The following is a 23,068-nucleotide window of genomic DNA, read 5'->3' on the forward strand; positions in this document are numbered from 1 at the left end:
CCCGCCTCCCGACGACGAACCCCGTTCACGAAGATGAACCCTGCTTGAACGGGGTTCGTCTTCGTGAACGGGGTTCGCGGCGGACGCCCTGCCGGGCCGGGGCTCAGAGCACGACGGTGCTGCTGCGCCAGCCGAGCGAGTCGTCGCCCGTCTGCCACACGACGGTGAGGCCGCGGCCGGCCCCGCTCGACTCGCCGACCTCGGTCGTGAAGCGCTTGCCCGAGCCGGCCGACACGGCCTCGATCGACGGCAGCTGCTGACCGTCGAGGAAGGCCCAGAGCGTGTCGGGGTAGCCGACGACGCTCGGCTCGGTCTGGTCCTGGCTCAACGGGCTGGCGAACGAGATCGACGCGGGGGCCGTGGTGTCGTACACCGCGCCTCCTGCGCTCTGGTCCTCGGCCCCGACGGCCGGGTTGTCCCACTCGTAGACCGAGTCGCCGGTCGGCGGCACGCCGGCGTCGTCGACGCGCAGGCCGTCGGCCGTCTCGTGCACGATCCAGGCGTCGGCGAGGTCGTCGGTCGTGGCGCTCACCAGCGTGAACGCGCCCTCGGGCCCCTCGGCCACGGCCAGGTCGGCGTCGACCAGGACCGACGCCTCGTCGGGCGTCACCGTGCCGTCCACCGGCGAGTACTCGGCAAAGGTCCGCTCGGCGCCGTAGAACTGCTGCGCCTCGGGGGTCAACAGGGCCCAGGCCGCCGCCGTGTCGCCGCCCGAGATCGCGTCGAGGTAGCGGACGACGATCGCCTGCTCGGCCGAGTCCTGTTCGGAACCGGCGGGGGTCGCGCTCGTCGCGGGGGCGCTCGGCACGCCGGTCGCCGCGGCGGTCGGGGCCGTCACGGCGGGGTCGGAGGTGCATCCGGTGGCGGCGACCAGCGCACCGACGGCGAGGGTCGAGGTCATGAGTAGCTCTCGTGTCTTAGCCATGCGTGGCACGGTAGCGACGGCCCGCCCGGGTTCGTCGCGACTCCCAGGGGATGCCCACGAGCGTCGGAGGGACCCCGGAGGCGCGGGCCGGGTCAGGCGCGCGCGACGACCACCCAGCCGTGCGGGCCGGGTCAGGCGCGCGCGACGACCGCCCAGCCGTGCGGCCCCACCGACAGGACGTCGCCGTCGAGGCCCGCGTCCCGACCGGCCACCCACTCGCCCGGGGCCGGGTCGGCCACGCGCAGCTCGTCGTCGCCGAGGTTCAGCGCGACGACGAGCGACCGGCCCGCCCCGGCGCCCGTGACCTCGAGCACGAGCGACTCGTTCGCGACCGACACGGTGCGGCTGCGGGCGGTGTGCAGCCACGGGTGCCGACGTCGCACGCCGATCAGCTCCTGGTGCAGGGCGAGGACCTCGGGGAGGGCGTCCGGGACGCCGGCACCCGGAGCCTCGGCAGGCGTCGAGGGGAACGCCGGACGCACCGCGTCGTCGCCGCCGACCCTCGCCTCCTTGACGGCCCGCAGGCCGAACTCGTCCCCGTAGTAGACCGAGGGCGTGCCGCCGAGGGTGAAGAGCAGCACGATCGCGTGGGCGTGGTGGCGGTCGTCGTCGATCTGGCTGGCGATGCGCGTGACGTCGTGGTTGCCGACGAAGGTCAGCGGCACGAAGTCGTCGAGGAACCCGTCGTGGCGCTGCAGCGCCCACTCGAGCTCGAACAGGTTGACCTCGGCCAGGGCGTGCCAGACGCCCTGCCACAGTTCGTACTGGGTCACCGAGTCGAGGCCTCCGTCACGGACGGCCGCCGCGTAGTCGCCGTGCAGCACCTCGCCCACGACGTACACGTCGGGGTGCCGTTCGCGGAGCGGCGGCAGCACGGTCGCCCAGAACGACGACGGCACCGAGTAGGCGGCGTCGAGCCGCCAGGCGTCGGCACCGCGGTCGGCCCAGTACGTCAGGACGTCCATGACCGTGCGGGCGACCTCGGGCGACGAGTGGTCGAGGGCGATGAGCCCGCCGTGCCCCTCGAAGGTGCCCAGGCTGCCGTCGTCCTCGCGCCGGAACAGGGAGGCCGCGCTCGAGTCGGGGTCGCGACGTGCCTCGACCAGCGCGGGGAACTCGGGGCCGACGTGGTTGAAGACGCCGTCGAGCATGACCTTGACGCCCTTCGCGTGGGCGGCCTCGATCAGGGTGACGAGGTCGGCCTCGGTGCCGAGGCGCGGGTCGACCGCGAACCAGTCGATGGTGTCGTAGCCGTGGGTCGAGGACGCGAAGACCGGCCCGAGGGCGAGCCCGTTGGCGCCGAGGGCCAGCAGGTGGTCGAGCCACGGCACGAGATCGAGGAGGCGCGGTGCCGGCGAGCGGTCCGCTCCCGTCGTGTCCGCCCCGACGAACCCGAGGGGGTACACGTGCCACCACACGACGTGCTCGGTCCAGGAGGGGCCCGGCAGGGCGGTGGCCGTCGTCGGGGACTCGTGTTCGCTCATTCGCGCCACCCTAGTGACGGGCGGTCGTGAGGTGTCCCCCGCCCAGCTCGCGGGGCGCAGCTCGCGGGGCGCAGCTCGCGGGGCGTCGGCGTCAGCTCGCGGGGCCGAGCAGGACGGCGAGCAGGGCGGCCGCCCCGCCGACGATGAACAGCATCGTGCCGGCCTGCATCGTGCGGGTCTTGTTGCGGTCGGCCGTGGGGACGTCGACCTCGAGGATCGGGCAGCCCGACCACCCGATGAGCCCGACGCTCAGGGCGACCAGCGCGGCACCGACCCAGAACAACGTCGCGAGCCCGGCCGAGAGGAGGGCCGGCCGCCAGCCGGTCGCGAGCAGCAGCCCCATGGCCACCGCCACGCTGCCGACCGCGGCGACGAACCAGATCGTGCCGGTCCACATGATGCGTTGGACGTTCTTCTCGGGGGTCATCAGGTCGTGCAGCTCGTGGGTCACCAGAACATCTTTCACCCTCTGCAGCGATTCGGCCCGCACGGGTGCAGCGACTACTCCGTGGCGCCCTCGAGCAGCGGCACCAGCTGGTCGAGCGCGTACTGACGCGAGAGCGCCGAACCGAGCGAGTACGCCGCGGCGACGTCGCCGTCGATGACGACGGCGTGGCCGTCCTGCACCGCCGACAGGGCCTTCCACTGCGGGTCGTCGGTGATCTCAGTGGTGTCGATGTAGATCGGGAAGGCCACGATGACGTCCGCGTCGATCTGGTCGAGCTGCTCGCTCGAGATCGACACCGAGAAGCCACCGGCGTTCGGGGACAGCGCCGAGATGGCGGGGTTCTGCTCGAAGCCGAGCTCCTCGAGCTGCTCTACCCGCTCGCTGTCCTCGACGTAGGCACCCCAGCCCTCGCTGGTCTTCGTGGCGGCGGTGATCGTCTTGCCCTTCCACTCGGGGTGGGCGTCGGCGACGGCCTCGACGGCCTTCTCGTTCTCGTCGACGAGCTGCTCACCCTTGGCCTCTTCACCGAGTGCCTTCGAGACGAGCTCCATCTGGTCCTCGAAGTCGGTCAGGTAGCTGTCGCCTCCCTCGGGCACGCCCACGGTCGGGGCGATGCTCGACAGTCGGTCGTAGCGCTCCTGGTCGCCCGAGCTCTTCGTGTCGAGGATGACGTCGGGCTCGAGGGCCGCGATGGCCTCGTAGGAGGGCTCGAGGGTGCCGATGATCTCGGGGGCCTGGTCGTAGAGACCCTGTGCCCAGGGGCCGACGCCGTCGGCCTCGTCACCGAAGGCGAGCCAGTCCGAGGCCCCCACGGGCTGCACGCCCAGCGCGAGCGCCGTCTCGGCGTCGCCCCAGCCGAGCGCGACGACGCGCGTCGGCTTCTGGTCGATGGTGACCTCGCCGAACTTCGTGTCGATCGAGACGGGGAACGCGCCCGATCCGCCCGAGGCTCCGCCGCCGGCGGCGTCGTCCGGGTCGGCGTCGGCCGAGCAGCCAGCCAGGGCGAGGGTGGCGACCGCGACGGCGGCGGCGATCGAGAGTGTCTTGCGCATGTGTTCCTCAGGGCTGTGACGTCGGTGCTGTGACGTGGTGTCGGGCGGAAGGTCGGGTGCGGGGGTCGGTTCCGGGCGACGACGTGCGCCACCCGGCCGGACTCCAAGTGAGGGTAGCCTAAGCTAATCATCATGGCGATGCCCCGAGCGCTCACGGTCGGCCGTGCCCCGCGACCGACGCGGGGCTCCCGGCGCACCCGCACGCGCCTCCTCGCCCTCGTGGCCGCCCTGGCCCTGTTGGCCCTCGCCGTCGTGTTGGGACTCGCCGTCGGCGCGCGGCCGGTCGCGTTCGACGAGGTGCTGCGCATCCTCACCGGCGCCGCGAGCCGCGACACCGCCGACGCCACCGCCGTGCTCGACCTCCGCCTGCCGCGGACGGTCGCCGCGATCGTGGCCGGCGCCGGGCTCGGGGTCGCCGGGGCCGTCGTGCAGGCCGTGACGCGCAACCCGCTGGCCGACCCGGGCATCCTCGGCGTCACCTCGGGCAGCGCCTTCGCCGTCGCCCTCGCGGTCGGCTTCGCCGGGGTCACCTCGGCGAGCGGCTGGGTCTGGTTCTCGTTCGTCGGCGCGGGCGTCGCGACGGTCGCCGTCGCCCTGATCGGCGGCGCCGGACGAGGAGGCGGTGGTCCCGCCCGCCTGACCCTCGCCGGCCTCGCGCTCGGGTCGGTGCTCGCGGGGATCACCTCGTCGATCGTGCTGGCCGATCCCCGCCGCTTCGACGCCGTCCGCGCGTGGGAGGTCGGCTCGCTCGCCGACCGCGGCTGGGAGCCCGTGCTCACGGTGCTGCCCTTCGTGGCGGCCGGGGTCGTCGTCGCCCTGATCGCCTCGCGCCCGCTCGACGCCGTCGCGCTCGGCGACGAGCACGCCGCGTCGGTCGGCGTCTCGGTGCCGGCCGTGCGCGTCGTCTCGTTGGTCGTCGTCACCCTGCTGGCCGGAGGCGCGACCGCGGTGGTCGGGCCCATCGCGTTCGTGGGGCTCATGGTCGCGCACGCCGCCCGCGGCGTCGTCGGGCCCAGCCAGCCGTGGACCACCGCCCTCTCGGCCGTGCTCGGGCCGGTGCTGCTGCTGCTCGCGGACGTCCTCGGCCGCGTGGTCGCTCCCCCGGGCGAGCTGGCCGCGGGCCTCGTCACGGCCGCCGTCGGCGCCCCCGTGCTCATCGCGATCGCCCGACGCCGACGGGTGGGTGGCGCGTGACCCGGGGCACGGGGCCGGACACGCGCCCGACCCGGGGCACGGGCACGTCGTCGGGTACGCGGACGACGTCGACCTCCCCGGGTGTCGGCCCGCGCCTCCTGCGCTCGTGGCGCTCGACCGGCGGCCGGCGACGCACGGCGACGCTGACGCTGGTCGTGGTGGCCGTCGTCGTCGCGATCGTCGCCCTCGGCATCGGCGACTACCCGCTCAGCCCGCCCCAGGTCGTGCGGGCGCTGTTCGGCGGCGACGGGTTCGCCTCGACCATCGTGCTGAACTGGCGGCTGCCGCGCGTCCTCGCGGCCCTCGTCTTCGGCGCCGCACTCGGCGTCTCGGGCGCCGTCTTCCAGTCCTTGACCCGCAACCCGCTGGGCTCGCCCGACGTGATCGGCTTCTCGACCGGCGCCTACACCGGGGCGATCGTCGTCATCGTGTCGGGTGCGGCCTCGACGATCGGCACGGCGGCCGGCGCCCTGATCGGCGGGCTCGTCACCGCGCTGGTCGTCTACCTGCTGGCCTACCGTCGCGGCGTGCACGGGCTGCGGCTGATCATCGTGGGCATCGGCGTCACGGCCCTGCTGCACTCGGTCAACAGCTGGTTGCTGCTGACCGCGCAGAACGAGGTCGCCCTGACCGCGTCGTTCTGGGGGGCGGGCTCGCTCGCGCTGGTCGGCTGGAAGCAGCTCGTCCCGGCGCTGGTGCTGCTCGTCGTGCTGACCCCGCTGGTCATGGCGTTGTCGCGTCCCCTCCGGCAGCTCGAGCTCGGCGACGACGCCGCCCGGTCGCACGGCCTCGGCGCCGAGCGGTCGCGCCTGGCGCTCGTCGTCGTCGGCGTCGCGCTGACCGCCGTGGTGACCGCCAGCACCGGGCCGATCGCGTTCGTGGCCCTGGCCGCACCGCAGCTGGCCCGACGCCTGGTGCGGTCGGCCGGGGTGCCGCTCGTCGCCGGCGGACTCGTCGGCGGGGTGCTCCTGCTCGTCGCCGACCTCGTCGCCCAGCACGTGGCCGCCAACCCGGTGCCGGTCGGCCTCGTCACCCTCGTGATCGGCGGGGTCTACCTGATCACCCTGCTCGTCTCGGAATCCCGGAGGTCCGCGTGAACGCCGACGACACCCGCCCCTCCCGCCTCGTGGCCCGCGGCGCGCACCTCGCCTACGACCGACGGACGGTGAGCGAGGCCGTCGACGCCGACGTGCGCGACGGCTCGTTCACCGTCATCGTCGGGCCGAACGCCTGCGGGAAGTCGACCCTCCTGAGGGCCTTCGCGCGCCTCCTGAAGCCCCGGTCGGGGTCGGTCCTGCTCGACGGACGCGAGCTCGCGGGCGTGCCGGCGAAGGAGGTGGCCCGCATCGTCGGCCTGCTGCCCCAGACCTCGACCGCACCCGACGGCATCACGGTCGCCGAGCTCGTCGCGCGCGGCCGCTACCCGCACCAGGGTCTCTTCCGGCAGTGGACCGGCACCGACCGCGAGGCCGTCGACGCGGCCCTGGCCGAGACCGACCTCACCGAGCTGGTCGACGTGCCCGTCGACGAGCTGTCGGGCGGGCAGCGCCAGCGGGTGTGGGTCGCGATGGCGCTCGCACAGCAGACGCCGGTGCTGTTGCTCGACGAGCCGACGACCTACCTCGACATCGCCCACCAGTACGACCTGCTCGACCTGTTCGCCCGGCTGCACGGGCAGGGCACGACCGTGGTCGCGGTGCTGCACGACCTGAACCAGGCCGCGCGGTACGCGACCGACCTGATCGTGATGGCCGACGGCGACGTCGTGGCGACGGGCACCCCGGCCGAAGTACTGACCGAGCAACTCGTCACCGACGTGTTCGACCTGCCCTGCGTCGTCGTGCCGGACCCCGTGACCGGGTCGCCGATGGTCGTGCCGCGCCGCCGCTGAGTTCGGGTGGGCCCCCGGGGCTCCTGCGAGCAGGATGGTCCCATGAAGATCGAACTCGACGGCACCACCGCACTCGTCACCGGCTCGACCCAGGGCATCGGCTTCGCGATCGCCCGGGGGCTCGCCGCCGCCGGGGCCCGCGTCATCGTGAACGGACGCTCGACGGAGACCACGGGGGCGGCCCGAGCGCGCCTCCTCGACTCGCTGGCCGGCGACGCCGCCTTCGCGGCCCTCGACGCCGGGACCCGGGAGGCGCGGGTCGTCACGCTCGCGGCCGACCTGGCCAACGAGGCGGGCGCGCAGGCGGCGGTCGAGGCCTTCCCCGAGGTCGACCTGCTGGTGAACAACCTCGGCGTCTTCGGCTCGGCCGACGCGTTGAGCATCGACGACGACGAGTGGCGCCGCTACTTCGAGACGAACGTGCTGTCGGCCGTGCGCCTGACGCGGGCCTACCTGCCCGGCATGATGGAGCGCGGCTGGGGCCGGGTGCAGTACATCGCGAGCGACTCGGCGATCGTGACGCCGGTCGAGATGATCCACTACGGGGTGTCGAAGACGGCCCTGCTCGGGGTGTCGCGGGGGTTCGCGAAGGCGGCCGCGGGTTCGGGCGTGACGGTCAACAGCGTCATCGCCGGGCCGACGCACACGGGTGGCGTCGAGGAGTTCGTGCGCGAGCTGGTCGGCGACGACCTGCCCTGGGACGAGGCCCAGCACGAGTTCATGCTGAAGCACCGGCCGCAGTCGCTCATCCAGCGACTGATCGAGCCGGAGGAGATCGCCAACATGGTGGTCTACCTCAGCTCGCGCTTCGCCTCGGCGACGACGGGCGGGGCGCTGCGGGTCGACGGCGGCTACGTCGACGCGATCGTCCCGTAGGGCGAGAGGCGATGTCGAACCACCGACGTGGTGTCGAACCATGCACATCGGCGGTTCGACACCACCTCGGTGGTGCGACCCGGGGGCACAGGCGGGTGCAGGCGGGTCAGGCCTGGGCTTCGGCGATGACCTCGGCGCTCCAGCCGTCGTACCGACCGCCGGATCGCTGCACGACGTCGAACACCTCTCGGGTGAAGGTCACGGCGCGGTCGTCGTCGAGCGCGTCCTCCCGGCTGGCCCGGAGATCTGCCCCCAGCAGACCGTGCCGGGTGACGGTCGCGTCGTAGCCCGCCGTGCGGAGTTCGTCGGCCGCGCGTTCGGCAGCCGATCGGCGCGAGAAGTCGGCCGCGTGCGTGACGGTCCGTGCGAGGTCGAACCGATCACGGAGCTCGTCGCGGGTGACCAGCTGGGCGGCACACCGCTGGAGGTGGACGACGAGTCCCTCGTCCATCGTCGTACCCCGGGCCCCGACTAGCGGGTGCGGGCGGCGGGACGTCCGCCGCGGCCCCGGCGGTCGGCACGGGGCGCACGGGTGGGCAACACCGCCGCGACCAGGAAGAAGACGATGCCGAAGATGACGACGATCGACCCGATGACCATGAGGGCGATGATGACGGTTTCCATCCGCCCATCCTCCCGGGCGGGCGGGGCGGGCACAAGGCGCGACTCCTGAGCATCCGCCGCCCGCGCCTCCTCGGGGTACGCCTCCCAGCGTCGGGACCACCCGCGGTGGGCAGTCAGTCGTACCACCGGCACGGTCCGCACGCCCTCATTCGGCCCGATGACGGTGGCGCGCCGTAGCGTCGAGTCCGCCGGGACGACGGGGAACGTCACCCGGCCCCACGTCTTCTCCGAGGAGTCCGAGTGACCAGCGACACCACCACACGCCCCACCCTGTTCTGCCTGCACGCGCTCGGCATGAGCCGGCTCGAGTACGGTCCCGTCACCGAGGCACTCGGCGACGACGTCGAGGTGGTCGCCCTCGACCTGCCCGGCTTCGGCGACGCCACCACGGCCGACGGGGTGACCGTCGACGACATGGTCCGTCAGGTCACCCGGCAGATCCGCCGGCACGGCGCCACCCGCTGGCTGCTCGTCGGTCACAGCATGGGTGGCAAGATCGCGTCGATCGTCGCCGCGCGCACGCTCGCCGGGCAGGGCGGGCTCTTCGGCCTCGCCGGGGTCGTGCTGCTCGCGGCGTCCCCGCCGTCACCCGAGCCCATGAGCGAGGCGAACCGCGAGCAGATGATCGCCGCGGCCGCCGACGGCCCGCTCGACGCCGACACGGCCCGCAGCTTCGTCGACGACAACGTCGGCGCTCCCCTGGCCACGCCGCTCGACGACCAGGCCCTCGCCGACCTGCACCGCACCTCCCCCGAGGCGTGGACCGCGTGGTTCGACCGCGGCAGCCGCGAGGACTGGTCGGCCGAGGTCGGCACCCTCGACGTGCCCGCCCTGATCGTCGCCGGGGGCGCCGACGGGCCGTTGGGCGAGGACGCCCAGCGTCGCCTGAACGGCGCCGTCTACCCGCGTGCCACGCACCTCACCCTGGACGGCGCGGGGCACCTGTTGCCGCTCGAGCGCCCGACCGAGGTCGCTTCGGCCATCCTCGACTTCTGGCGCGACGACGCGGGGCGGGCTCCCGTCATGTCGGACGACTTCGCCCGCGTCATCGCCTCGAGCCGCACCGCCTCGAACACCCGCGGCATCCTCGCCCGGCGCGCCGTCGCCGACGACCCGCGCTACGTCCCGCAGGTGCTGACCGAGGCGCAGCTGACCACGTTGCGTGCCGTGGCCTCCCGCGTCGTGCCGCAGGACGACCCCGACCACTCGGTCGACCTCGCCGCGCGGGTCGACGCCCAGCTCGCCGCCGGCTACGGCGACGGCTGGCGCAACGCCGACCTGCCGAGCGACCCCGAGGCCTACGCGCTGGGCCTCGACGCCCTCGCCGACTTCACCGGCCTGACCTACGAGCAGCAGGACGAGCGGCTCGCCGCGATCGTCGCGGGCGATCCCGACGACGCCCTCGGCACGGTCGGCGACAGCGGTGGCGGCGACTCGCACCACGGCGGCGACCAGGACGACGCCGGGATGACCGGCGGCACCCCCGGGCGCACGGGGCAACCCAGCCCCGACGAGGCACACCCCTTCTCGGTCGAGCAGCTCACCGCGTGGTTCGAGGACTGCCGCGTCGACTTGGTCAAGCTCTGGCTCGCCCACCCCGCGACGATGGAACGCATCGGCTTCGACGGTTTCGCGAACGGCCGTGCCGGTCGCGCCCTGCAAGGATTCAGCCGGCTCGGTGCCGGCCAACGAGAGGGCTGGGAACCAGCCATGGAGGTCACCCGATGAAGCTCGACGGACAACGCACCTACGACGAGTCCGAGGTCGTCGACGCGGTCGTGATCGGCACCGGAGCCGGTGGCGCCCCGATCCTGGCGAAGCTCGCCCTGCAGGGCCTCTCGGTCGTCGCCCTCGAGGCCGGCCGCAACTTCGAGCCCGACGAGTACACGCAGGACGAGATCGAGGCCGTCAAGATCAACTGGATGGACGAGCGCCTCAGCGGCGGCGAGACCCCGACCGCCTTCGGCCAGAACAACAGCGGCAAGGGCGTCGGCGGTTCGACCCTGCACTGGGGCGCCTTCACCCCCCGTCCCGACGAGCGCGACCTCAAGCTCAAGTCGCTCACCGGCAAGGGCGAGGACTGGCCGGTCGACCACGCCGAGCTGATCGGGTACATCGAAGAGGTCGAGCACTTCGTCGGCGTCTCCGGCCCGGCGGACTACCCGTGGGACCCGTCGCGGTCGTACCTGATGCCGCCGCCCGCGCGCAACGCGTCGAGCGACATGATGATCCGCGGGTGCGAGGCGCTGGGCATCCGCGCGACGGACGCCCCGGCGGCCCTGGTCAGCCGTGACTGGCGCCAGGAGCACGTCGGCACCCGCCCGGCCTGCGTCGGCTGCGGCAGCTGCCACCAGGGGTGCCGCAGCGGCGCCAAGGTCAGCATGGACACCAGCTACCTGCCGATGGCCGTTGCGAACGGGGCCGAGATCCGCCCCGAGTCGATGGTCACGGGCATCGAGCTCGACGAGGCCGGCGAGGTGTCGGCCGTGGTCTACGTCCGCGACGGCGTCGAGCACCGCCAGCGCACCGCCGCGCTCTTCCTCTGCGCGGGCGGCGTCGAGACCCCGCGCCTGCTCTTGCACGCCGGCATCGCCAACAGCAGCGACCAGGTCGGTCGCAACTTCATGGCCCACGGCGCGACGCAGGTCTGGGGCACCTTCGACACCGAGATGCGCGGCTACCGCGGGTACCCGTCGTCGATCATCACCGAAGACACGATGCGGCCCGAGGGCGTCGACTTCGTCGGCGGCTACCTGATCCAGAGCCTCGGCGCCATGCCGTTGACGCTCGCGACGACCCTGGCCCGCGGTGCCGGCCTCTGGGGCCCCGAACTCGTGGAGGCGCTCGACGACTACCGCTTCATGGCCGGCGTCGGCATCAACGCCGAATGCCTGCCGAGCGAACAGAACCGCCTGACGCTGTCCGACGAGGTCGACGAGTTCGGCATGCCCAAGGTCGTCGTCACCTTCACGCCCGGCGACAACGAGAAGGCGATCGACGACCACGCCGTCGAGACGATGACCGCGATCGTCGAGGCGGCCGGGGGCCGCGACATCCGCGTCCTGGCCCGCACCGCGCACACGATCGGCACCTGCCGCATGGGCACCGACCCGGCGACGGCCGTGGTCGACCCCGACGGGCGCAGCTTCGACGTGCCGAACCTCTGGGTCGCCGACAACTCGGTCTTCCCGAGTGCCGTCGTCGCGAACCCCGCCCTGACGATCATGGCCCTCGGCCTGCGCACCGCCGACCGCTTCCTGGCGAGCGCGTCGGCGCGGACGTCTCGCGCGTCGTCGACGCGGCCTGACCTGCAGCACGCGACCCGCGCCTCCTGAGCTCCACCGCCCAGGAGGCGCGGGTCGCGTCGGCGAGGAACGCCCCCGTGGCGCCGTCGTTCGGCTGGTCGGAGTCGTCCTCCCGGCGCGCGGCGTGGTCCCCGAGACGGACGCGACCCGGCTCGCCCGTTCGTAGGCTCGAGAGATGGCCTCTCCCACGCTGCACCGGGCGATCGCGGCATCGGTGGCGACCGTCGTCGTCGCGTGCGGCCTCACGTCGTGCTTCTTCGCCGAACCACCGCCCGAGGGGTCCGAGCAGTCCCTGGCCGAGCTCGCCGATCGGATCGCAGCCGTCGACGGTGTCGCCTCGGTCGAGACCCGCCTGCAGCAGCGTGACGCGAAGGACGACCCCTTCACCTGGGACGCCTACGTCGAGGTCACCGCGGACGGCCCCGACCTGGCGGTCGCCGCCCTCGTCGACGGCGTGGTGGGCGACGGCGTCACGGGTACCACCCTCGACATCGACCTCGACGTCCCCGGCGGCCCGGGCCTCGCCCCGGTCACCGTCGATCCGACGTCGGAGGTCCAGGTCGGACTGGCGGGCGACCTGCGCGGCGAGAGCACCCTGGCCTCCGTCGACACCACCCGCTACGCCTACTCGGCGGTCGTCGCACCCGGGAACTCGTTCGCGGACGCTGCGGCGGCGGTCCAGCCGCACCTCGGCACGGCTGGCCCGACCTTCTCCCTCCACCTCGGCCAGGCGACGACCACGACGTCCGTCCCTTCGTCGGTGGCCCTGAGCCCCACCTCGCCGGCACCGACGATGCTCGCGACGATCGACGCGGTGCTCGCGCTCGACGGCGTCACCGGACTGGCCTTCACCCCTGGTGACGTCACCGCGAGCAGTCGACCTTCGCTCGACGTCTCGACCTACGAGCCCGATCCGGTGCTCGCCGTCCTGCGGGGTGCGGCCGACGAGCAGGCCGATGCCGGGGTCGCCCGCCGCACCGAGTTCTGGGTGCGGAAGCCTCGGGCGACCACCCCGGAGACCGGCTGGATCGGCCTGCCGCTGGGCGCACCCGAGCCCGACGACGGTCCGGAGCCCCAGCCGGGCGACATCGGTGAGAGCCCGTTCGTCAACGAGGGCCCGCTCGCCGAACTGCCCGAGCAGGAGGCCGCCGTGCGCGCCTACGTCGAGGCATCCGTGGCGGCGACGGGCGTGCCGGCCGAGGTCGAGACCAGGCGCGAACTGTGCGAGACCGAGTACGGCACCCGGGTGGTCGGCTCGGTGGTCGTGCCGGTGTTCACCGTCCACGACGACGCCCAGGGCCCGTTCGACGCCGTCGTCGACGGTTGGTCGGCCGACGGGTTCCACCAGGCCGGTCGCGCCATGGGCCGGGACTACTGGTCCGCGCCTCCCGGCCGTCCAGACGGCATCGAGTCGGCGAGCATCCGCGGCACGGCCGACGGCCTGTCGTTCGGCGTCCAGACCGGGTGCCTCTCGTGACGCCGCCCGTCGAGTGGTCGCGAAGCGTCCCTCCCGCTGTGCGGAAGGACGATTCGGGACCACTCGACCCGCGGGCCGCAGATCCGGGGGATGCTCGACGACTGCGGCCGCGGGCGCGGCGGCGGCGGCTGCTGACGGCGGTCGCGGCGGCGGCGACCGTCGCCCTCGGCGTCGTCGCGAAGCTCGCCGTCCCCGGGCTGACGGGCGACCTGCTCGGCTCGGCGCTCTACACGGTTCTGCTCGCCCTGCTGCTCGCACTCGTCGCCCCACGCCTCGTCGCCCCAAGCCTCGTCGCCCCCGTCGCGGCCGGGGCCGCCACCGCGGCGTCGGTCGGCATCGAGCTGCTCCAGCTGACCGGACTGCCCGCCGCCGCCGCCGACGCGTTCCCGCCCGTCGCGTGGGTGCTCGGCTCCACCTTCGTGGCGACCGACCTGCTCGGGTACCTGGCGGGGGGCGTCGCGGGGCTGGTGCTGCTCCGGGTGCTGCGCCGCGCCTCCTGACGTCCCGACCCCGGGAGGCGCGGGTCGACTGGGCAGAAAACGTCCTTCGTCGAGGCGGGAAGGACACCTTCTGCCCACTCGACCGGCCAGGGGGCCAGCGCGTCGGGGCCCCAGGGCGCCGGGCGTCAGCGCGCCGGGGCGTCAGCTCGCGGAGGCCCGCCCGCGCCAGAGCAGCCAGACGAAGTACGGCGTGCCGATGACGGCGGTCAGCAGGCCGGCGCCGAGCTGCGCCGGGGCGATCAGCGTGCGGCCGAGCACGTCGGCGGCGCAGACCAGCACCGCGCCGAGCAGCACGGCCACGGGCAGCACCCGCGCGTGCCGCCGTCCGACCAGCGACCGGGCGGCGTGCGGGGCGACGAGTCCGACGAATCCGACCACGCCCACGGCGGCCACGGCCGTCGCCGTGAGCAGCACGGCGAGCGACAGGAAGACCAGGCGCGACCGCGAGAGCGAGACCCCGAGGAGGCGCGGGGTGTCGTCGTCCACCCCGAGCAGGTCGAGGCGACGGCGCAGCAGCACGACCACCACGAGCGCGGCCACGAGCACCAGCGACACCGGCAGCGCATCGTCCAGCGTGCGGCCGTAGGTCGAACCCGACAGCCAGGTCAGCGCCTTCGCGCCGTTGAACGGGTCGGTCAGGACGATCAGCAGGCTGATCGCGGCCGCCGTCGCCGTCGAGACGCCGATGCCGATCAGCACGAGCCGGTTCTGCGGGAAGCCACCGCGGGAGGCGAGGCCGAACACGACGACGGCCGCCACGACGGCTCCGGCGAACGCCGCGCCGGCGATGCCCCAGCCGGTCGCGAGCGGCACGCTGGTGACGAGCAGCACGGCCCCGAGGCCGGCTCCGCCCGTCACGCCGAGGATGCCCGGCTCGGCGAGCGGGTTGCGCGTGACGGCCTGCACGAGCGTGCCGGCGAGCGCCAGCGCCGCCCCCGCGGCGAGGGCGGCCACGACCCGGGGGACGCGGGTGTCGAGCACGTAGGTGACGACGCGGCCGGACCGACCGGCCACCCAGTTGGCGACGTCGCCGAGCAGCAGCTTGGCGTCGCCGAGCAGCACCGAGCCGAGGACGACGGCGACGAGGGCGGCGAGCACGACCACGACGACGACCACGAACCGCAGGCGGGAGACCACGGGGTGCCGGTCGGTCGGGGTGACGCCGCCGTGGTCGCGGGCACGGAAGGCCAGCACGACGAGGACGACCGCCCCGAGCAGCGAGGTCACGACGCCGGTCGGCACCTGGACCGACGTCTCGGCACCGACCAGGGCGCGCAGCAGCACGTCGGCGCCGAGCACGAGGGCGGCGCCCGCCAGGGCCGCGAGGGGCAGGAAGACGAGGAAGCGGCGGACGGAGGGCACGGCCCGACGCAGCAGGCGGACGAGGGCGGGGGCGCAGAGGCCGACGAAACCGATCGGCCCCGCGAGGGTGACGGCGGCGGCCGAGAGCAGCACGGCGGCGAGGACGGTCACCACGCGGGTCGTGCGGACGTCGACGCCGACGCTGCGGGCGGCGTCGTCCCCGAGCGCGAGGGCGTCCACGCGGACGTTCATCGCGACGAGCACGAGCAGCCCCACGACGATCACCGGGGCGAGCTGGACGACGCCGTCGAAGCCGTTCTGCGAGATGCTGCCCTGGCCCCAGGCGTAGAGCCCGGCGGTCTGCTGTGGGAAGAGCAGCAGCAGGGCGCTCGTCACCGAGGCCAGGCCGAGGGCGAGGGCGCTGCCGGCGAGCACGAGCCGCACGGTGCCGGCGCCCAGCCCGGACACCGCGAGCACGAGGCCCGCGGCGAGCAGCCCGCCGACGAACGCGACGCCGGACGAGGCGAGCAGGGGCAGGCTGAGCCCCGTGACGGCCGCGACCGCGAGCGCCGCGTAGGCGCCGGCGTTGACGGCGAGGGTGTCGGGCGAGGCGAGCACGTTGCGGCTCATCTGTTGCAGGGCCGCACCGGCGGCTCCGAGGGCGACGCCGACCAGCAGACCGGCGACCATCCGGGGGAGGCGCGAGGCCACGACCACGGACGCGTCGCCTGCCGTCGCGGTGCCGGTCAGCGCCTGCCAGACCTGCCGGGCGCCGACGTCGGCGGTGCCCTGCGTGACGTCCACGAGGGCGAGCACCACGACGACGGCGACCAGCGCGACCGTCACGCCCACCGACCCGAGCGTGACCCGGCGGGGGGCGGCGAGCCGCGCCTCCTGGGCTCGCGCCGCGCGGAGCGCCCGCTCGTCGCGCCCGGCGGCGGGCTCGCCGAGCCGGGGCGGCACGGGGTCGGTGGGGGTGACGGTCGTGCTCACGGTGCCGGTTACTTCGTCAGGGTCGACACCAGCGAGTCGACGTAGGCGGTCATCGCGGCGGGGCCGCCGAACATCCAGATGCCGTCGTCGAGACGGTGCACGTCACCGGACTGCACGAAGGGCAGCGACGTCCAGACGGCGTTCGAGGCGAGCGACACCGCGAACGGGTCGTCGGCACCGGCGGCGGTGTTGTCGATGTACAGGAACTGCACGTCGGCCGGCAGCTGCGTGAGGCCCTCGACGTCGGTCGTGGCGAGGCCGTACGCCTCGTCGCCCTCGACGGTCCAGGCGTTCGTCAGACCGAGCTCCTCGGTGACGTCGGACACGAGCGAGCCCTTGGCGTAGGGGCGGATGCTCACCTGGCCGGCGTCGACGTAGGCGTCGGCGAAGGCGAAGGGCTGACCGGCGAGACCGGCGTCGGCGAGGGCCTGCTTGCCCGCCTCGACGGCGTCGGTGAACTCCTTCTTCACCTCGGTCGCCTTCTCCTCGGTGCCGGTGGCCTTGGCGATGAGGTCGAGGTTGTCCATGCTGTGCTCGATCTGGCGCGAGGCGTCGGCCGAGGTGATCTGCAGCACGGGAGCGATCTCCTTCAGCTGCTCGACGGCGTCGGCGCTCAGGCCGTCGGTCGCGACGATCAGGTCGGGTGCGAGCGACGCGACGGTGTCGAGGCTCGGCTCGCCGCGGGTGCCGATGTCGGTCGGCTCGTTGGTGAGCGGCACGGCGGCGTCCCACTCGTTGTACCCCTTCACGTCGGCGACGCCCACGGGTTCGACGCCGAGGGCGACGAGGTCCTCGACGACGTTCCACTCGGTGCCGACGACCTTCGTCGCGGGACCGTCGAGGGTGATCTCGGCCCCCGTGCCGTCGGTCAGGGTGATCTGCTCGCCGCTGCCCGAGGTCGAGCCGGCGTCGGCCGACTCGGTGGTGCCGCAGCCGGCGAGGGTCAGGGCCGCGGCCGCGGCGACGGCGGTGACCGTCAGCAGTCGGCGGGCGGGGCGGCGGGCGGCGCCGCCGGTGGTCGGGGTGTGGCGGGGCGTCGTCATCAGGCGCTGGGTCACGGGTGGTGTCTCTCTCATCGGACGGGCGTCTCGGCCCGGGTGTGGTGTCGGCCGATCGCGCGGGTGCGCAGGTGGCCGGTGGTGGGGTCGGTGTCAACGTCGATGCGGATGCCCCAGACGTCGGTCAGGAGGCGCGGTGTCAGCACGTTCCCGGGGTCGCCCTCGGCGACGATGCGGCCTTCGCTCAGCACGACGATGCGGTCGGCGAGCGCGGCGGCCTGGTCGAGGTCGTGCAGCACGACTCCGACCGCGATGCGGCCCGAGTCGGCCAGGTCGCGCACGAGGTCGAGCAGCTCGACCTGGTAGCGCAGGTCGAGGTAGGTGGTGGGCTCGTCGAGCAGCAGCACCCCGGTGTCCTGCGCGAGGCAGCTGGCCAGCCAGACGCGCTGCAGCTGACCGCCCGAGAGCTGGTCGACGCCTCGGTCGGCGAGGTCGGCGACACCGGTGAGCCCGAGCGCGCGGTCGACGGCGGCGGGGCCGTCGGGGTCGGAACGCCCCCAGCGGCCGCGGTGCGGGTAGCGGCCGAACTCGACGACGTCGCGCACGCTGAGGCCGCCGGGGGTCGGGCGCCCCTGCGTCAGCAGCGCCACGCGCCGCGCGAACTGCCGCAGCGACAGCTCGAACCCGTCGACCGTCTCGTCGCCCGCGTCCGCGCTCGCACTCGTGCTCGCGCTCGCGCGGTCGAGTGGTCGCGAATCGTCCTTCCCCGAGGCGCGGACGACGTTCTCGGACCACTCGACCCCCGCAGGAGGCGCGGCGAGGGTCAGCGAGCCCGTGCGCGGCTTCTGCAGCCGGGCGAGGGTGCGCAGCAACGTCGACTTGCCGCTGCCGTTCGGGCCGACGAGGGCGGTGACGCAGCCGGGGCGCAGCTCGAGGCGGGCTCCGCGGACGACGTCGACGCCGTCGTAGGCGACCGAGACGTCGTCGGCACGGAGGGTGGCCGAGGCGGGTGCGGTGGCCGCGAGGGGCAGGTCGGTGGTCACGCGCTTAGGTTAGCCTAACCTCACCCCGGTGCCGCAACCCGACCTCTCGACGTCGAGCCGACCCGCGCCTCCGGGGCGTCGGCGAGACTGGACCGATGACCTCCCGGACGACGAAGACGACGACCCTTCTGACGGCCAGCGCCCTGGGCCTGGGACTCGCGCTGACCGGCTGCTCGACGCCCGGGCCCTCGGCACCCGCCCCGAGCCCGACCGCGACGCCGGTCCCCCTGCCCAGCCCGATCGTCGCGCCCGACCTCGCGACCCCCGGGGTCGAGGCCGCGCTGACCGACCTCGAGGCCAGGTACGACGCGCGCGTCGGCCTCTCCGTGCTCGACACCGGCTCGGGCGCGACCCTCGACCACCGCGCCGACGAGCGCTTCGGGTACGCGTCGAGCCTCAAGGCGTTCGCCGTGGCGGCCCTGCTCGACGCGACCGACGACGCCGACCTGGATCGCGTCGTCACCTGGACCCAGGCCGAGGTCGACGCCGCGGGGTACTCGCCGCTGACCAGCGAGCACGTCGCCGACGGGCTCCCGCTGCGGCAGCTCGCCGAGGCGGCCGTCCGGCAGAGCGACAACACGGCGCTGAACCTGGTGCTCGCCGAGCTCGGCGGCCCGGCCGGGCTCGACGCCGCCCTCGCCGCGCAGGGCGACGACGTGACCGACGTCGTCCACGGCGAGCCCGAGCTCAACCGGCTCACCCCGGGCAGCACGGCCGACACGACCACGCCCGCCGCCTTCACCGCCACCCTCGCCCGCATCACCGACGGCGACTGGCTCGCCGCCGACGACCGCGCCACCCTGCTCGAGTGGATGTCGGGCAACGCGACCGGCGACACCCTGATCCGGGCCGGCGCTCCCGACGGCTGGCAGGTCGCCGACAAGTCAGGAGGCGCGGGCGGCATCCGCAACGACGTCGCGATCGCCACGCCCCCGTCGGGCGCCCCCGTGGTGATCTCGGTGCTCACCACACGCAACGACCCGGCCGCCGAGTACGACGATTCCCTCGTCGCCGCCGTGGCCGAGGTCGCCCTCACCGCCGTCGCCGCCGCCCGCTGACCCGGCCGGCCCGGATCAGGGTACTCGGGGGAATTCGGACATCAGTCCTTCTCGGTGGGGGGCGTTCCGGCGGACGGGCCGTCGAGGGCGTGGTCCACCACGGCCTCGACGAGGGCGGCCGCCGATCGGGTCTCGGCGATCAGGTGCACGGGCAGCCCCGCGGCACGGGCGTCGAAGGCGGTGCGCGGGCCGATGCACGCGACGAGGGTCTGCGGGGGCAGGGGCGCCAGCTGGGCGGCGATCTGGCGGGCGACGCTGCCCGAGGTCACGAGGAGGACGCCGATCGAGCCGTCGGCGACTCCGTCGCGCACCTCGGCCGAGACGGGAACGCCCACCGTGCGGTACGCCGAGACGAACTCGGCGTCGAACCCGCGGGCCGACAGTCCGGCGACGAGTGTCGGCTCGGCGAGGTCGGACTGCGGGACGAGCACGCGACCGGTGACCTCGTCGGCCGGCCACTCCTTCACGAGTCCGCGGGCCGAGTTGTCGCCCTCGGGGACGAAGTCGACGCGGATGCCCGCCAGGCTCAGGGCGGCGGCGGTGGTCTCGCCGACCGCGGCGACCCGGGTCGAGGCAGGGGGCCGGATGCCGTTGCCGACCAGGACGTCGACCGTGGTGGCACTCGTGACGACGAGCCACTCGTAGACGCCGGACTCGAGGCGGGCCAGGGCCGCGGCGAGCAGCTCGGGCGTCTCGGCCGGGGCGAAGTTGATGAGGGGGGCGATCACCGGGGCGGCACCGCGCGACCGGAGCGAGGCCGCGACCCCGTCGCCCCACTTGCCACCGCGCGGCACCAGGACGCGCACGCCCTTGAGCGGCTTGTCGGCGGTCACGTGGCGCTGCCCAGGGGGTCACCGCCGGCCGGTCCGCCGCCCAACGGGGCGAACTCGGCCGCACCGGAGTCGAGCAGCTCGTCGACGACACGGCCGGCGACCTCGTGGACGTCGGCGAGGCGCGCGACGAGGGGACCGTCGTCGAGGGAGACGGCGTGCGACGAGCTGAGGCGACGGCCGCCGTCGGGGCTGTAGACGGTCGCGCTGAGCAGCAGCAACCCGGCGTCGACGACGGCACTGGCACCGACGGGTGCCGCGCAACCGGCCTCGAGCCCGGCCAGCACGGCCCGCTCGGCCGTCACCACGAGGCGGGTCTCTTCGTCCTCGATGGCGGCCAGTCCGCGGGCGAGTGCCTCGTCGGGGTCGCCTTCGCGGACCTCGACGGCGAGCGAGCCCTGGCCGGGCGCACTGGGCCAGAAGCCGAGCCCCAGCAGTTCGGTCGCGGCGTCGAGGCGTCCCAGGCGGCCGAGACCCGCCGCGCTGAGCAGGACGGCGTCGAGGTCGACGCCGACGCGACCGAGCCGCGTGTCGACGTTGCCGCGGATGTCGACGACCTCGAGGTCGGGACGTCGCGAGAGCAGCTGGGCAGCACGACGCGGCGATCCCGTGCCGACGCGGGCACCCTGGGGCAGTCCTTCGAGGGTCAGCCCGTCGCGCGCGCAGAGGGCGTCGCGGGCATCCGCCCGACCGGGCGTCGCCCCGATGACGAGACCGGGGTGCGTGGCGGTGGGGAGGTCTTTGAGCGAGTGCACGAGGGCGTCGCACTCGTCCGCGAGGAGCGCCTCGCGCAGGGCGCTGGCGAACACGCCGGTGCCCCCGAGCGACGCCAGCGACTCGCCGGTGCCCTGCGAGCGGTCCCCCTCGGTCTTGATGCGGACGAGTTCGACGTCGTGGCCGGTCGCGGCCGCCATGCGGTCGGCGACGGTGGTCGACTGGGCGACGGCCAGCGCGCTGCCCCGAGTTCCGATGCGGATGGTCGCCACGGGGTCAGGGGACCAGGCCGGACAGGGCGGGCTTGAAGCCCAGTCGCACGTTCTCGCAGCAGCCGGGACGGCAGACGTCGTACCAGGGCCCGAGGTCGGTCACATGGGGGCGATCCTCGGCGGGGACGCCGTCACGACGCTCGAGCACGAGGTCGACGAGCCCGGTGACGTAGTTCGGGTCGATGCCCGGCGTCGGGGTGCGCGTCGCCCAGAAACCGTTCTTCTCGCTGGTCTCCATCGCCTCGTTGTCGAGGTCCCACATGACCTCCATGTGGTCGCTCACGAACCCGAGCGGCACGATGACGACGGCGCGGGTCGGACCGCCGGCCAGGTCGTCGATGGCGTCGTTGATGTCGGGCTCGAGCCACGGCATCGAGGGCGGGCCGCTGCGCGACTGGTAGACGAGCTGCCAGGGGACGGTGGTGCCACCCCCTTCGGGCAGGTCGAGGTCGAGGGCGGCCTCGGCCGCGGCCATGACGACCTCGGCGACGGCCTTGTGCTGGGCGGCGTAGGCACCGTCGGCGTCGAAGCCGCGCGCCTCGGGGCCGCTCTTGGCCGCGTCGGTCGACGGGATCGAGTGCGTGGCGAAGAGCACCTGGACCTCGGTCGCGAGGTCGAGCCCCTCGTTCTCGGCGCGAGCCGCGACGAGCGCGTCGCGCACGCCGTCGATGAACGGCTGGACGAAACCGGGGTGGTCGAAGAACTGGCGGACCTTGTCGATCTGCATGGTGCCCTCGAGGCCGGTGGCGTCGAGCGCCATGGCGAAGTCCTCGCGGTACTGGCGGCACGAGCTGTAGGACGAGTAGGCGCTGGTCGCGACCGCGATGAGCTTGCGGAACCCGCGCTCGTCGGCCTCGCGCACGGCGTCGGCCATGTAGGGCTGCCAGTTGCGGTTGCCCCAGATGACCGGCAGGTCGATGCCGCGACGCTCGAGCTCGGCCTCGAGGGCGGCCTTGAGCTCGCGGTTGTGCTCGTTGATCGGGCTGACGCCGCCGAAGTGGCGGTAGTGCGTCGCGACCTCTTCGAGCCGCTCTTCGGGGATGCCCCGACCGCGCGTGACGTTGCGCAGGAACGGGATGACGTCGTCCTGCCCCTCGGGCCCGCCGAAGCCGGCCAGCAGGATGGCGTCGTAGTCGGTCGGCTCGGAGACGTGCTCGGGGCCGGAGGCCGCGGCGGGGGTGGCGTTGCGGACGAGCTGCCCGTTGGTGATGTTGCTGGTGTCGGTCACGACAAGACCTCGATGATGTCGGTGGTGGGGATGCGTCGGCCCGTGAAGAACGGGATCTCTTCGCGGACGTGGCGGCGGGCCTCGGTGTAGCGCAGGTCGCGCATGAGGTCGACCAGTTGGACGAGCTCGGGAGCCTCGAGGGCGAGGATCCACTCGTAGTCGCCGAGCGAGAAGCTGGCGACGGTGTTCGTCAGCACCGCGCGGTGCTCGGAGCCCTGCTTGCCGTGCTCGGCGAGCATCTGACGGCGCTCGGCCTCGGGCAGCAGGTACCACTCGTAGCTGCGCACGAACGGGTACACCGTCAACCAGGTCTCGGGTGCCTTGCCCCGCATGAAGGCCGGGCTGTGGTTGCGCGAGAACTCGGCCTCGCGGTGCATGCCCATGGCGTTCCAGGTGGGCAGCAGGCCGCCCAGCACGTCGGTGCGCAACAGCTGCCGGTAGGCCGACTGGACGGCCTCGGGCACCTCGCCGTGCAGCCAGATCATGATGTCGGCGTCGGCCCGCAGGGCGCTGACGTCGTAGAAGCCACGGACGGTCACGCCGAGACCCGCCAGGGCGTCGACGACCGCGTCGAGCTGCGGGACGTCGTCGAGCTCGGGGGCGTAGGGGTTCTGCGGGTCGCGTCGCAGCACGGCCCAGAGTGTGTAGCCGAGGCGTTCGACGGGTGGCGGTGTGCTCGCCGCGGCGTCGTCGGACTCGGTCTGGACGGGTGCTGCGGATGAATCGGACGTCGGCAGTACGGGCGCTGCCGCGTCGGCGCTGGAACTCATGCAGCCATTCTCCCTCTCGGCACGCTGGGAGCCCAACCAGGTTGCTCCCGGTCGAGCGAACGGCACCCGGTGCCCGCCGGCGGT

At 73.9% G+C, this 23,068-nt stretch carries 22 protein-coding genes; 9 read left to right on the top strand and 13 right to left on the bottom strand.

Translation table 11 applies throughout. The features are described from left to right. Nucleotides 1-103: 103 nt before the first annotated feature. The 4 genes from ARTHRO9V_RS14530 to ARTHRO9V_RS14545 all read right to left on the bottom strand — a co-directional run bounded on the left by ARTHRO9V_RS14530 (nt 104) and on the right by ARTHRO9V_RS14545 (nt 3,909). Nucleotides 104-925: a hypothetical protein gene (locus tag ARTHRO9V_RS14530; RefSeq protein WP_159828260.1), complete on the bottom strand. Its 822-nt coding sequence runs from the start codon at nt 923-925 to the stop codon at nt 104-106. Nucleotides 926-1,056: 131 nt separating this feature from the next. Further along, on the bottom strand, nt 1,057-2,409 hold the full coding sequence (locus ARTHRO9V_RS14535) for an alpha-amylase family glycosyl hydrolase (protein WP_159828262.1): 1,353 nt from the start codon (nt 2,407-2,409) through the stop codon (nt 1,057-1,059). Nucleotides 2,410-2,500: 91 nt separating this feature from the next. Next, a complete protein-coding gene (locus tag ARTHRO9V_RS14540) occupies nt 2,501-2,860 on the bottom strand; it encodes a hypothetical protein (protein WP_056044444.1) in 360 nt (119 codons plus the stop codon). 50 nt (nt 2,861-2,910) lie between these two features. Beyond that, nucleotides 2,911-3,909: an iron-siderophore ABC transporter substrate-binding protein gene (locus ARTHRO9V_RS14545; RefSeq protein WP_159828265.1), complete on the bottom strand. Its 999-nt coding sequence runs from the start codon at nt 3,907-3,909 to the stop codon at nt 2,911-2,913. Nucleotides 3,910-4,041: 132 nt separating this feature from the next. Between ARTHRO9V_RS14545 and ARTHRO9V_RS14550 the strand changes: the two genes are divergently transcribed. The 4 genes from ARTHRO9V_RS14550 to ARTHRO9V_RS14565 are packed head-to-tail and all read left to right on the top strand — an operon-like array spanning nt 4,042 to nt 7,870. Beyond that, nucleotides 4,042-5,103, top strand: a complete 1,062-nt coding sequence (locus ARTHRO9V_RS14550) for an iron ABC transporter permease (protein ID WP_159828268.1) — start codon at nt 4,042-4,044, stop codon at nt 5,101-5,103. Continuing rightward, entirely contained in the window at nt 5,100-6,200 is a 1,101-nt protein-coding gene (locus tag ARTHRO9V_RS14555) for an iron chelate uptake ABC transporter family permease subunit (RefSeq protein WP_236557061.1), read from the top strand. The genes ARTHRO9V_RS14550 and ARTHRO9V_RS14555 overlap by 4 nt, the downstream gene beginning before the upstream one ends. Then, a complete protein-coding gene (locus ARTHRO9V_RS14560) occupies nt 6,197-6,994 on the top strand; it encodes an ABC transporter ATP-binding protein (RefSeq protein ID WP_056044437.1) in 798 nt (265 codons plus the stop codon). The genes ARTHRO9V_RS14555 and ARTHRO9V_RS14560 overlap by 4 nt, the downstream gene beginning before the upstream one ends. Nucleotides 6,995-7,036: 42 nt before the next feature. Continuing rightward, nucleotides 7,037-7,870 carry an SDR family NAD(P)-dependent oxidoreductase gene (locus ARTHRO9V_RS14565; RefSeq protein WP_159828271.1) on the top strand — a complete coding sequence of 278 codons (834 nt, stop codon included), beginning with the start codon at nt 7,037-7,039 and terminating at the stop codon, nt 7,868-7,870. 106 nt (nt 7,871-7,976) lie between these two features. On the opposite strand, the gene ARTHRO9V_RS14570 is transcribed toward ARTHRO9V_RS14565, so the two are convergent. Both ARTHRO9V_RS14570 and ARTHRO9V_RS14575 read right to left on the bottom strand, forming a co-directional pair. Then, a complete protein-coding gene (locus ARTHRO9V_RS14570; protein ID WP_123570990.1) occupies nt 7,977-8,321 on the bottom strand; it encodes a ribonuclease E inhibitor RraB in 345 nt (114 codons plus the stop codon). A 20-nt stretch (nt 8,322-8,341) separates the two neighbouring features. Continuing rightward, nucleotides 8,342-8,494, bottom strand: coding sequence for a hypothetical protein (locus ARTHRO9V_RS14575; protein ID WP_157485223.1), 153 nt, complete (start codon nt 8,492-8,494; stop codon nt 8,342-8,344). A gap of 240 nt (nt 8,495-8,734) precedes the next feature. Between ARTHRO9V_RS14575 and ARTHRO9V_RS14580 the strand changes: the two genes are divergently transcribed. The 4 genes from ARTHRO9V_RS14580 to ARTHRO9V_RS14595 all read left to right on the top strand — a co-directional run bounded on the left by ARTHRO9V_RS14580 (nt 8,735) and on the right by ARTHRO9V_RS14595 (nt 13,776). Beyond that, a complete protein-coding gene (locus ARTHRO9V_RS14580; protein WP_159828275.1) occupies nt 8,735-10,222 on the top strand; it encodes an alpha/beta hydrolase in 1,488 nt (495 codons plus the stop codon). Next, nucleotides 10,219-11,829, top strand: coding sequence for a GMC family oxidoreductase (locus ARTHRO9V_RS14585; protein WP_159828278.1), 1,611 nt, complete (start codon nt 10,219-10,221; stop codon nt 11,827-11,829). Before ARTHRO9V_RS14580 ends, ARTHRO9V_RS14585 begins: the two co-directional genes overlap by 4 nt. Before the next feature lie 145 nt (nt 11,830-11,974). After that, complete coding sequence (locus ARTHRO9V_RS14590) at nt 11,975-13,276, top strand: hypothetical protein (RefSeq protein WP_159828281.1); 1,302 nt, start codon at nt 11,975-11,977, stop codon at nt 13,274-13,276. Between the two features lie 38 nt (nt 13,277-13,314). Beyond that, the gene (locus ARTHRO9V_RS14595) at nt 13,315-13,776 is read left to right on the top strand and encodes a DUF2809 domain-containing protein (protein ID WP_159828284.1); all 462 of its coding nucleotides are present in this window, start codon (nt 13,315-13,317) and stop codon (nt 13,774-13,776) included. 141 nt (nt 13,777-13,917) lie between these two features. On the opposite strand, the gene ARTHRO9V_RS14600 is transcribed toward ARTHRO9V_RS14595, so the two are convergent. Genes ARTHRO9V_RS14600 through ARTHRO9V_RS14610 form a run of 3 tightly spaced genes read right to left on the bottom strand, consistent with a single transcriptional unit; the run spans nt 13,918 to nt 18,112 of the window. Continuing rightward, nucleotides 13,918-16,071 (bottom strand): iron ABC transporter permease, encoded by a 2,154-nt coding sequence (locus ARTHRO9V_RS14600; protein ID WP_305038408.1) that lies wholly within the window; start codon nt 16,069-16,071, stop codon nt 13,918-13,920. 8 nt (nt 16,072-16,079) lie between these two features. Then, nucleotides 16,080-17,129 carry an iron-siderophore ABC transporter substrate-binding protein gene (locus ARTHRO9V_RS14605; protein ID WP_305038409.1) on the bottom strand — a complete coding sequence of 350 codons (1,050 nt, stop codon included), beginning with the start codon at nt 17,127-17,129 and terminating at the stop codon, nt 16,080-16,082. Between the two features lie 14 nt (nt 17,130-17,143). After that, nucleotides 17,144-18,112, bottom strand: a complete 969-nt coding sequence (locus ARTHRO9V_RS14610; protein ID WP_201298953.1) for an ABC transporter ATP-binding protein — start codon at nt 18,110-18,112, stop codon at nt 17,144-17,146. A 95-nt stretch (nt 18,113-18,207) separates the two neighbouring features. On the opposite strand from ARTHRO9V_RS14610, the gene bla reads away from it, so the two are divergent. Beyond that, complete coding sequence (gene bla / locus ARTHRO9V_RS14615) at nt 18,208-19,170, top strand: class A beta-lactamase (protein ID WP_159828287.1); 963 nt, start codon at nt 18,208-18,210, stop codon at nt 19,168-19,170. A 41-nt stretch (nt 19,171-19,211) separates the two neighbouring features. Here bla and ARTHRO9V_RS14620 read toward each other — a convergent pair whose 3' ends face one another. From ARTHRO9V_RS14620 to hemQ, 4 genes are read right to left on the bottom strand one after another with little or no spacing between them, the layout of a single operon-like run. Then, nucleotides 19,212-20,003, bottom strand: a complete 792-nt coding sequence (locus ARTHRO9V_RS14620; RefSeq protein ID WP_043595220.1) for a uroporphyrinogen-III synthase — start codon at nt 20,001-20,003, stop codon at nt 19,212-19,214. Further along, nucleotides 20,000-20,986: a hydroxymethylbilane synthase gene (gene hemC, locus ARTHRO9V_RS14625; RefSeq protein ID WP_159828290.1), complete on the bottom strand. Its 987-nt coding sequence runs from the start codon at nt 20,984-20,986 to the stop codon at nt 20,000-20,002. Before hemC ends, ARTHRO9V_RS14620 begins: the two co-directional genes overlap by 4 nt. 4 nt (nt 20,987-20,990) lie before the next feature. Further along, the gene (locus tag ARTHRO9V_RS14630; protein WP_159828293.1) at nt 20,991-22,214 is read right to left on the bottom strand and encodes a ferrochelatase; all 1,224 of its coding nucleotides are present in this window, start codon (nt 22,212-22,214) and stop codon (nt 20,991-20,993) included. Beyond that, the gene (gene hemQ, locus ARTHRO9V_RS14635; protein WP_082460100.1) at nt 22,211-22,984 is read right to left on the bottom strand and encodes a hydrogen peroxide-dependent heme synthase; all 774 of its coding nucleotides are present in this window, start codon (nt 22,982-22,984) and stop codon (nt 22,211-22,213) included. Before hemQ ends, ARTHRO9V_RS14630 begins: the two co-directional genes overlap by 4 nt. Nucleotides 22,985-23,068: the final 84 nt, after the last annotated feature.

The sequence above is a fragment of the Frigoribacterium sp. 9N genome, assembly GCF_902506305.1.
Taxonomy (GTDB): Bacteria; Actinomycetota; Actinomycetes; order Actinomycetales; family Microbacteriaceae; genus Frigoribacterium.

Excerpts from the sequence above, each read along its gene's own strand:
- ARTHRO9V_RS14530 (WP_159828260.1), bottom strand. The coding sequence starts at position 925 with ATGGCTAAGACACGAGAGCTACTCATGACCTCGACCCTCGCCGTCGGT.
- ARTHRO9V_RS14535 (WP_159828262.1), bottom strand. The coding sequence starts at position 2,409 with ATGAGCGAACACGAGTCCCCGACGACGGCCACCGCCCTGCCGGGCCCC.
- ARTHRO9V_RS14545 (WP_159828265.1), bottom strand. The coding sequence starts at position 3,909 with ATGCGCAAGACACTCTCGATCGCCGCCGCCGTCGCGGTCGCCACCCTC.
- ARTHRO9V_RS14550 (WP_159828268.1), top strand. The coding sequence starts at position 4,042 with ATGGCGATGCCCCGAGCGCTCACGGTCGGCCGTGCCCCGCGACCGACG.
- ARTHRO9V_RS14565 (WP_159828271.1), top strand. The coding sequence starts at position 7,037 with ATGAAGATCGAACTCGACGGCACCACCGCACTCGTCACCGGCTCGACC.
- ARTHRO9V_RS14570 (WP_123570990.1), bottom strand. The coding sequence starts at position 8,321 with ATGGACGAGGGACTCGTCGTCCACCTCCAGCGGTGTGCCGCCCAGCTG.
- ARTHRO9V_RS14575 (WP_157485223.1), bottom strand. The coding sequence starts at position 8,494 with ATGGAAACCGTCATCATCGCCCTCATGGTCATCGGGTCGATCGTCGTC.
- ARTHRO9V_RS14585 (WP_159828278.1), top strand. The coding sequence starts at position 10,219 with ATGAAGCTCGACGGACAACGCACCTACGACGAGTCCGAGGTCGTCGAC.
- ARTHRO9V_RS14590 (WP_159828281.1), top strand. The coding sequence starts at position 11,975 with ATGGCCTCTCCCACGCTGCACCGGGCGATCGCGGCATCGGTGGCGACC.
- bla (WP_159828287.1), top strand. The coding sequence starts at position 18,208 with ATGACCTCCCGGACGACGAAGACGACGACCCTTCTGACGGCCAGCGCC.
- hemQ (WP_082460100.1), bottom strand. The coding sequence starts at position 22,984 with ATGAGTTCCAGCGCCGACGCGGCAGCGCCCGTACTGCCGACGTCCGAT.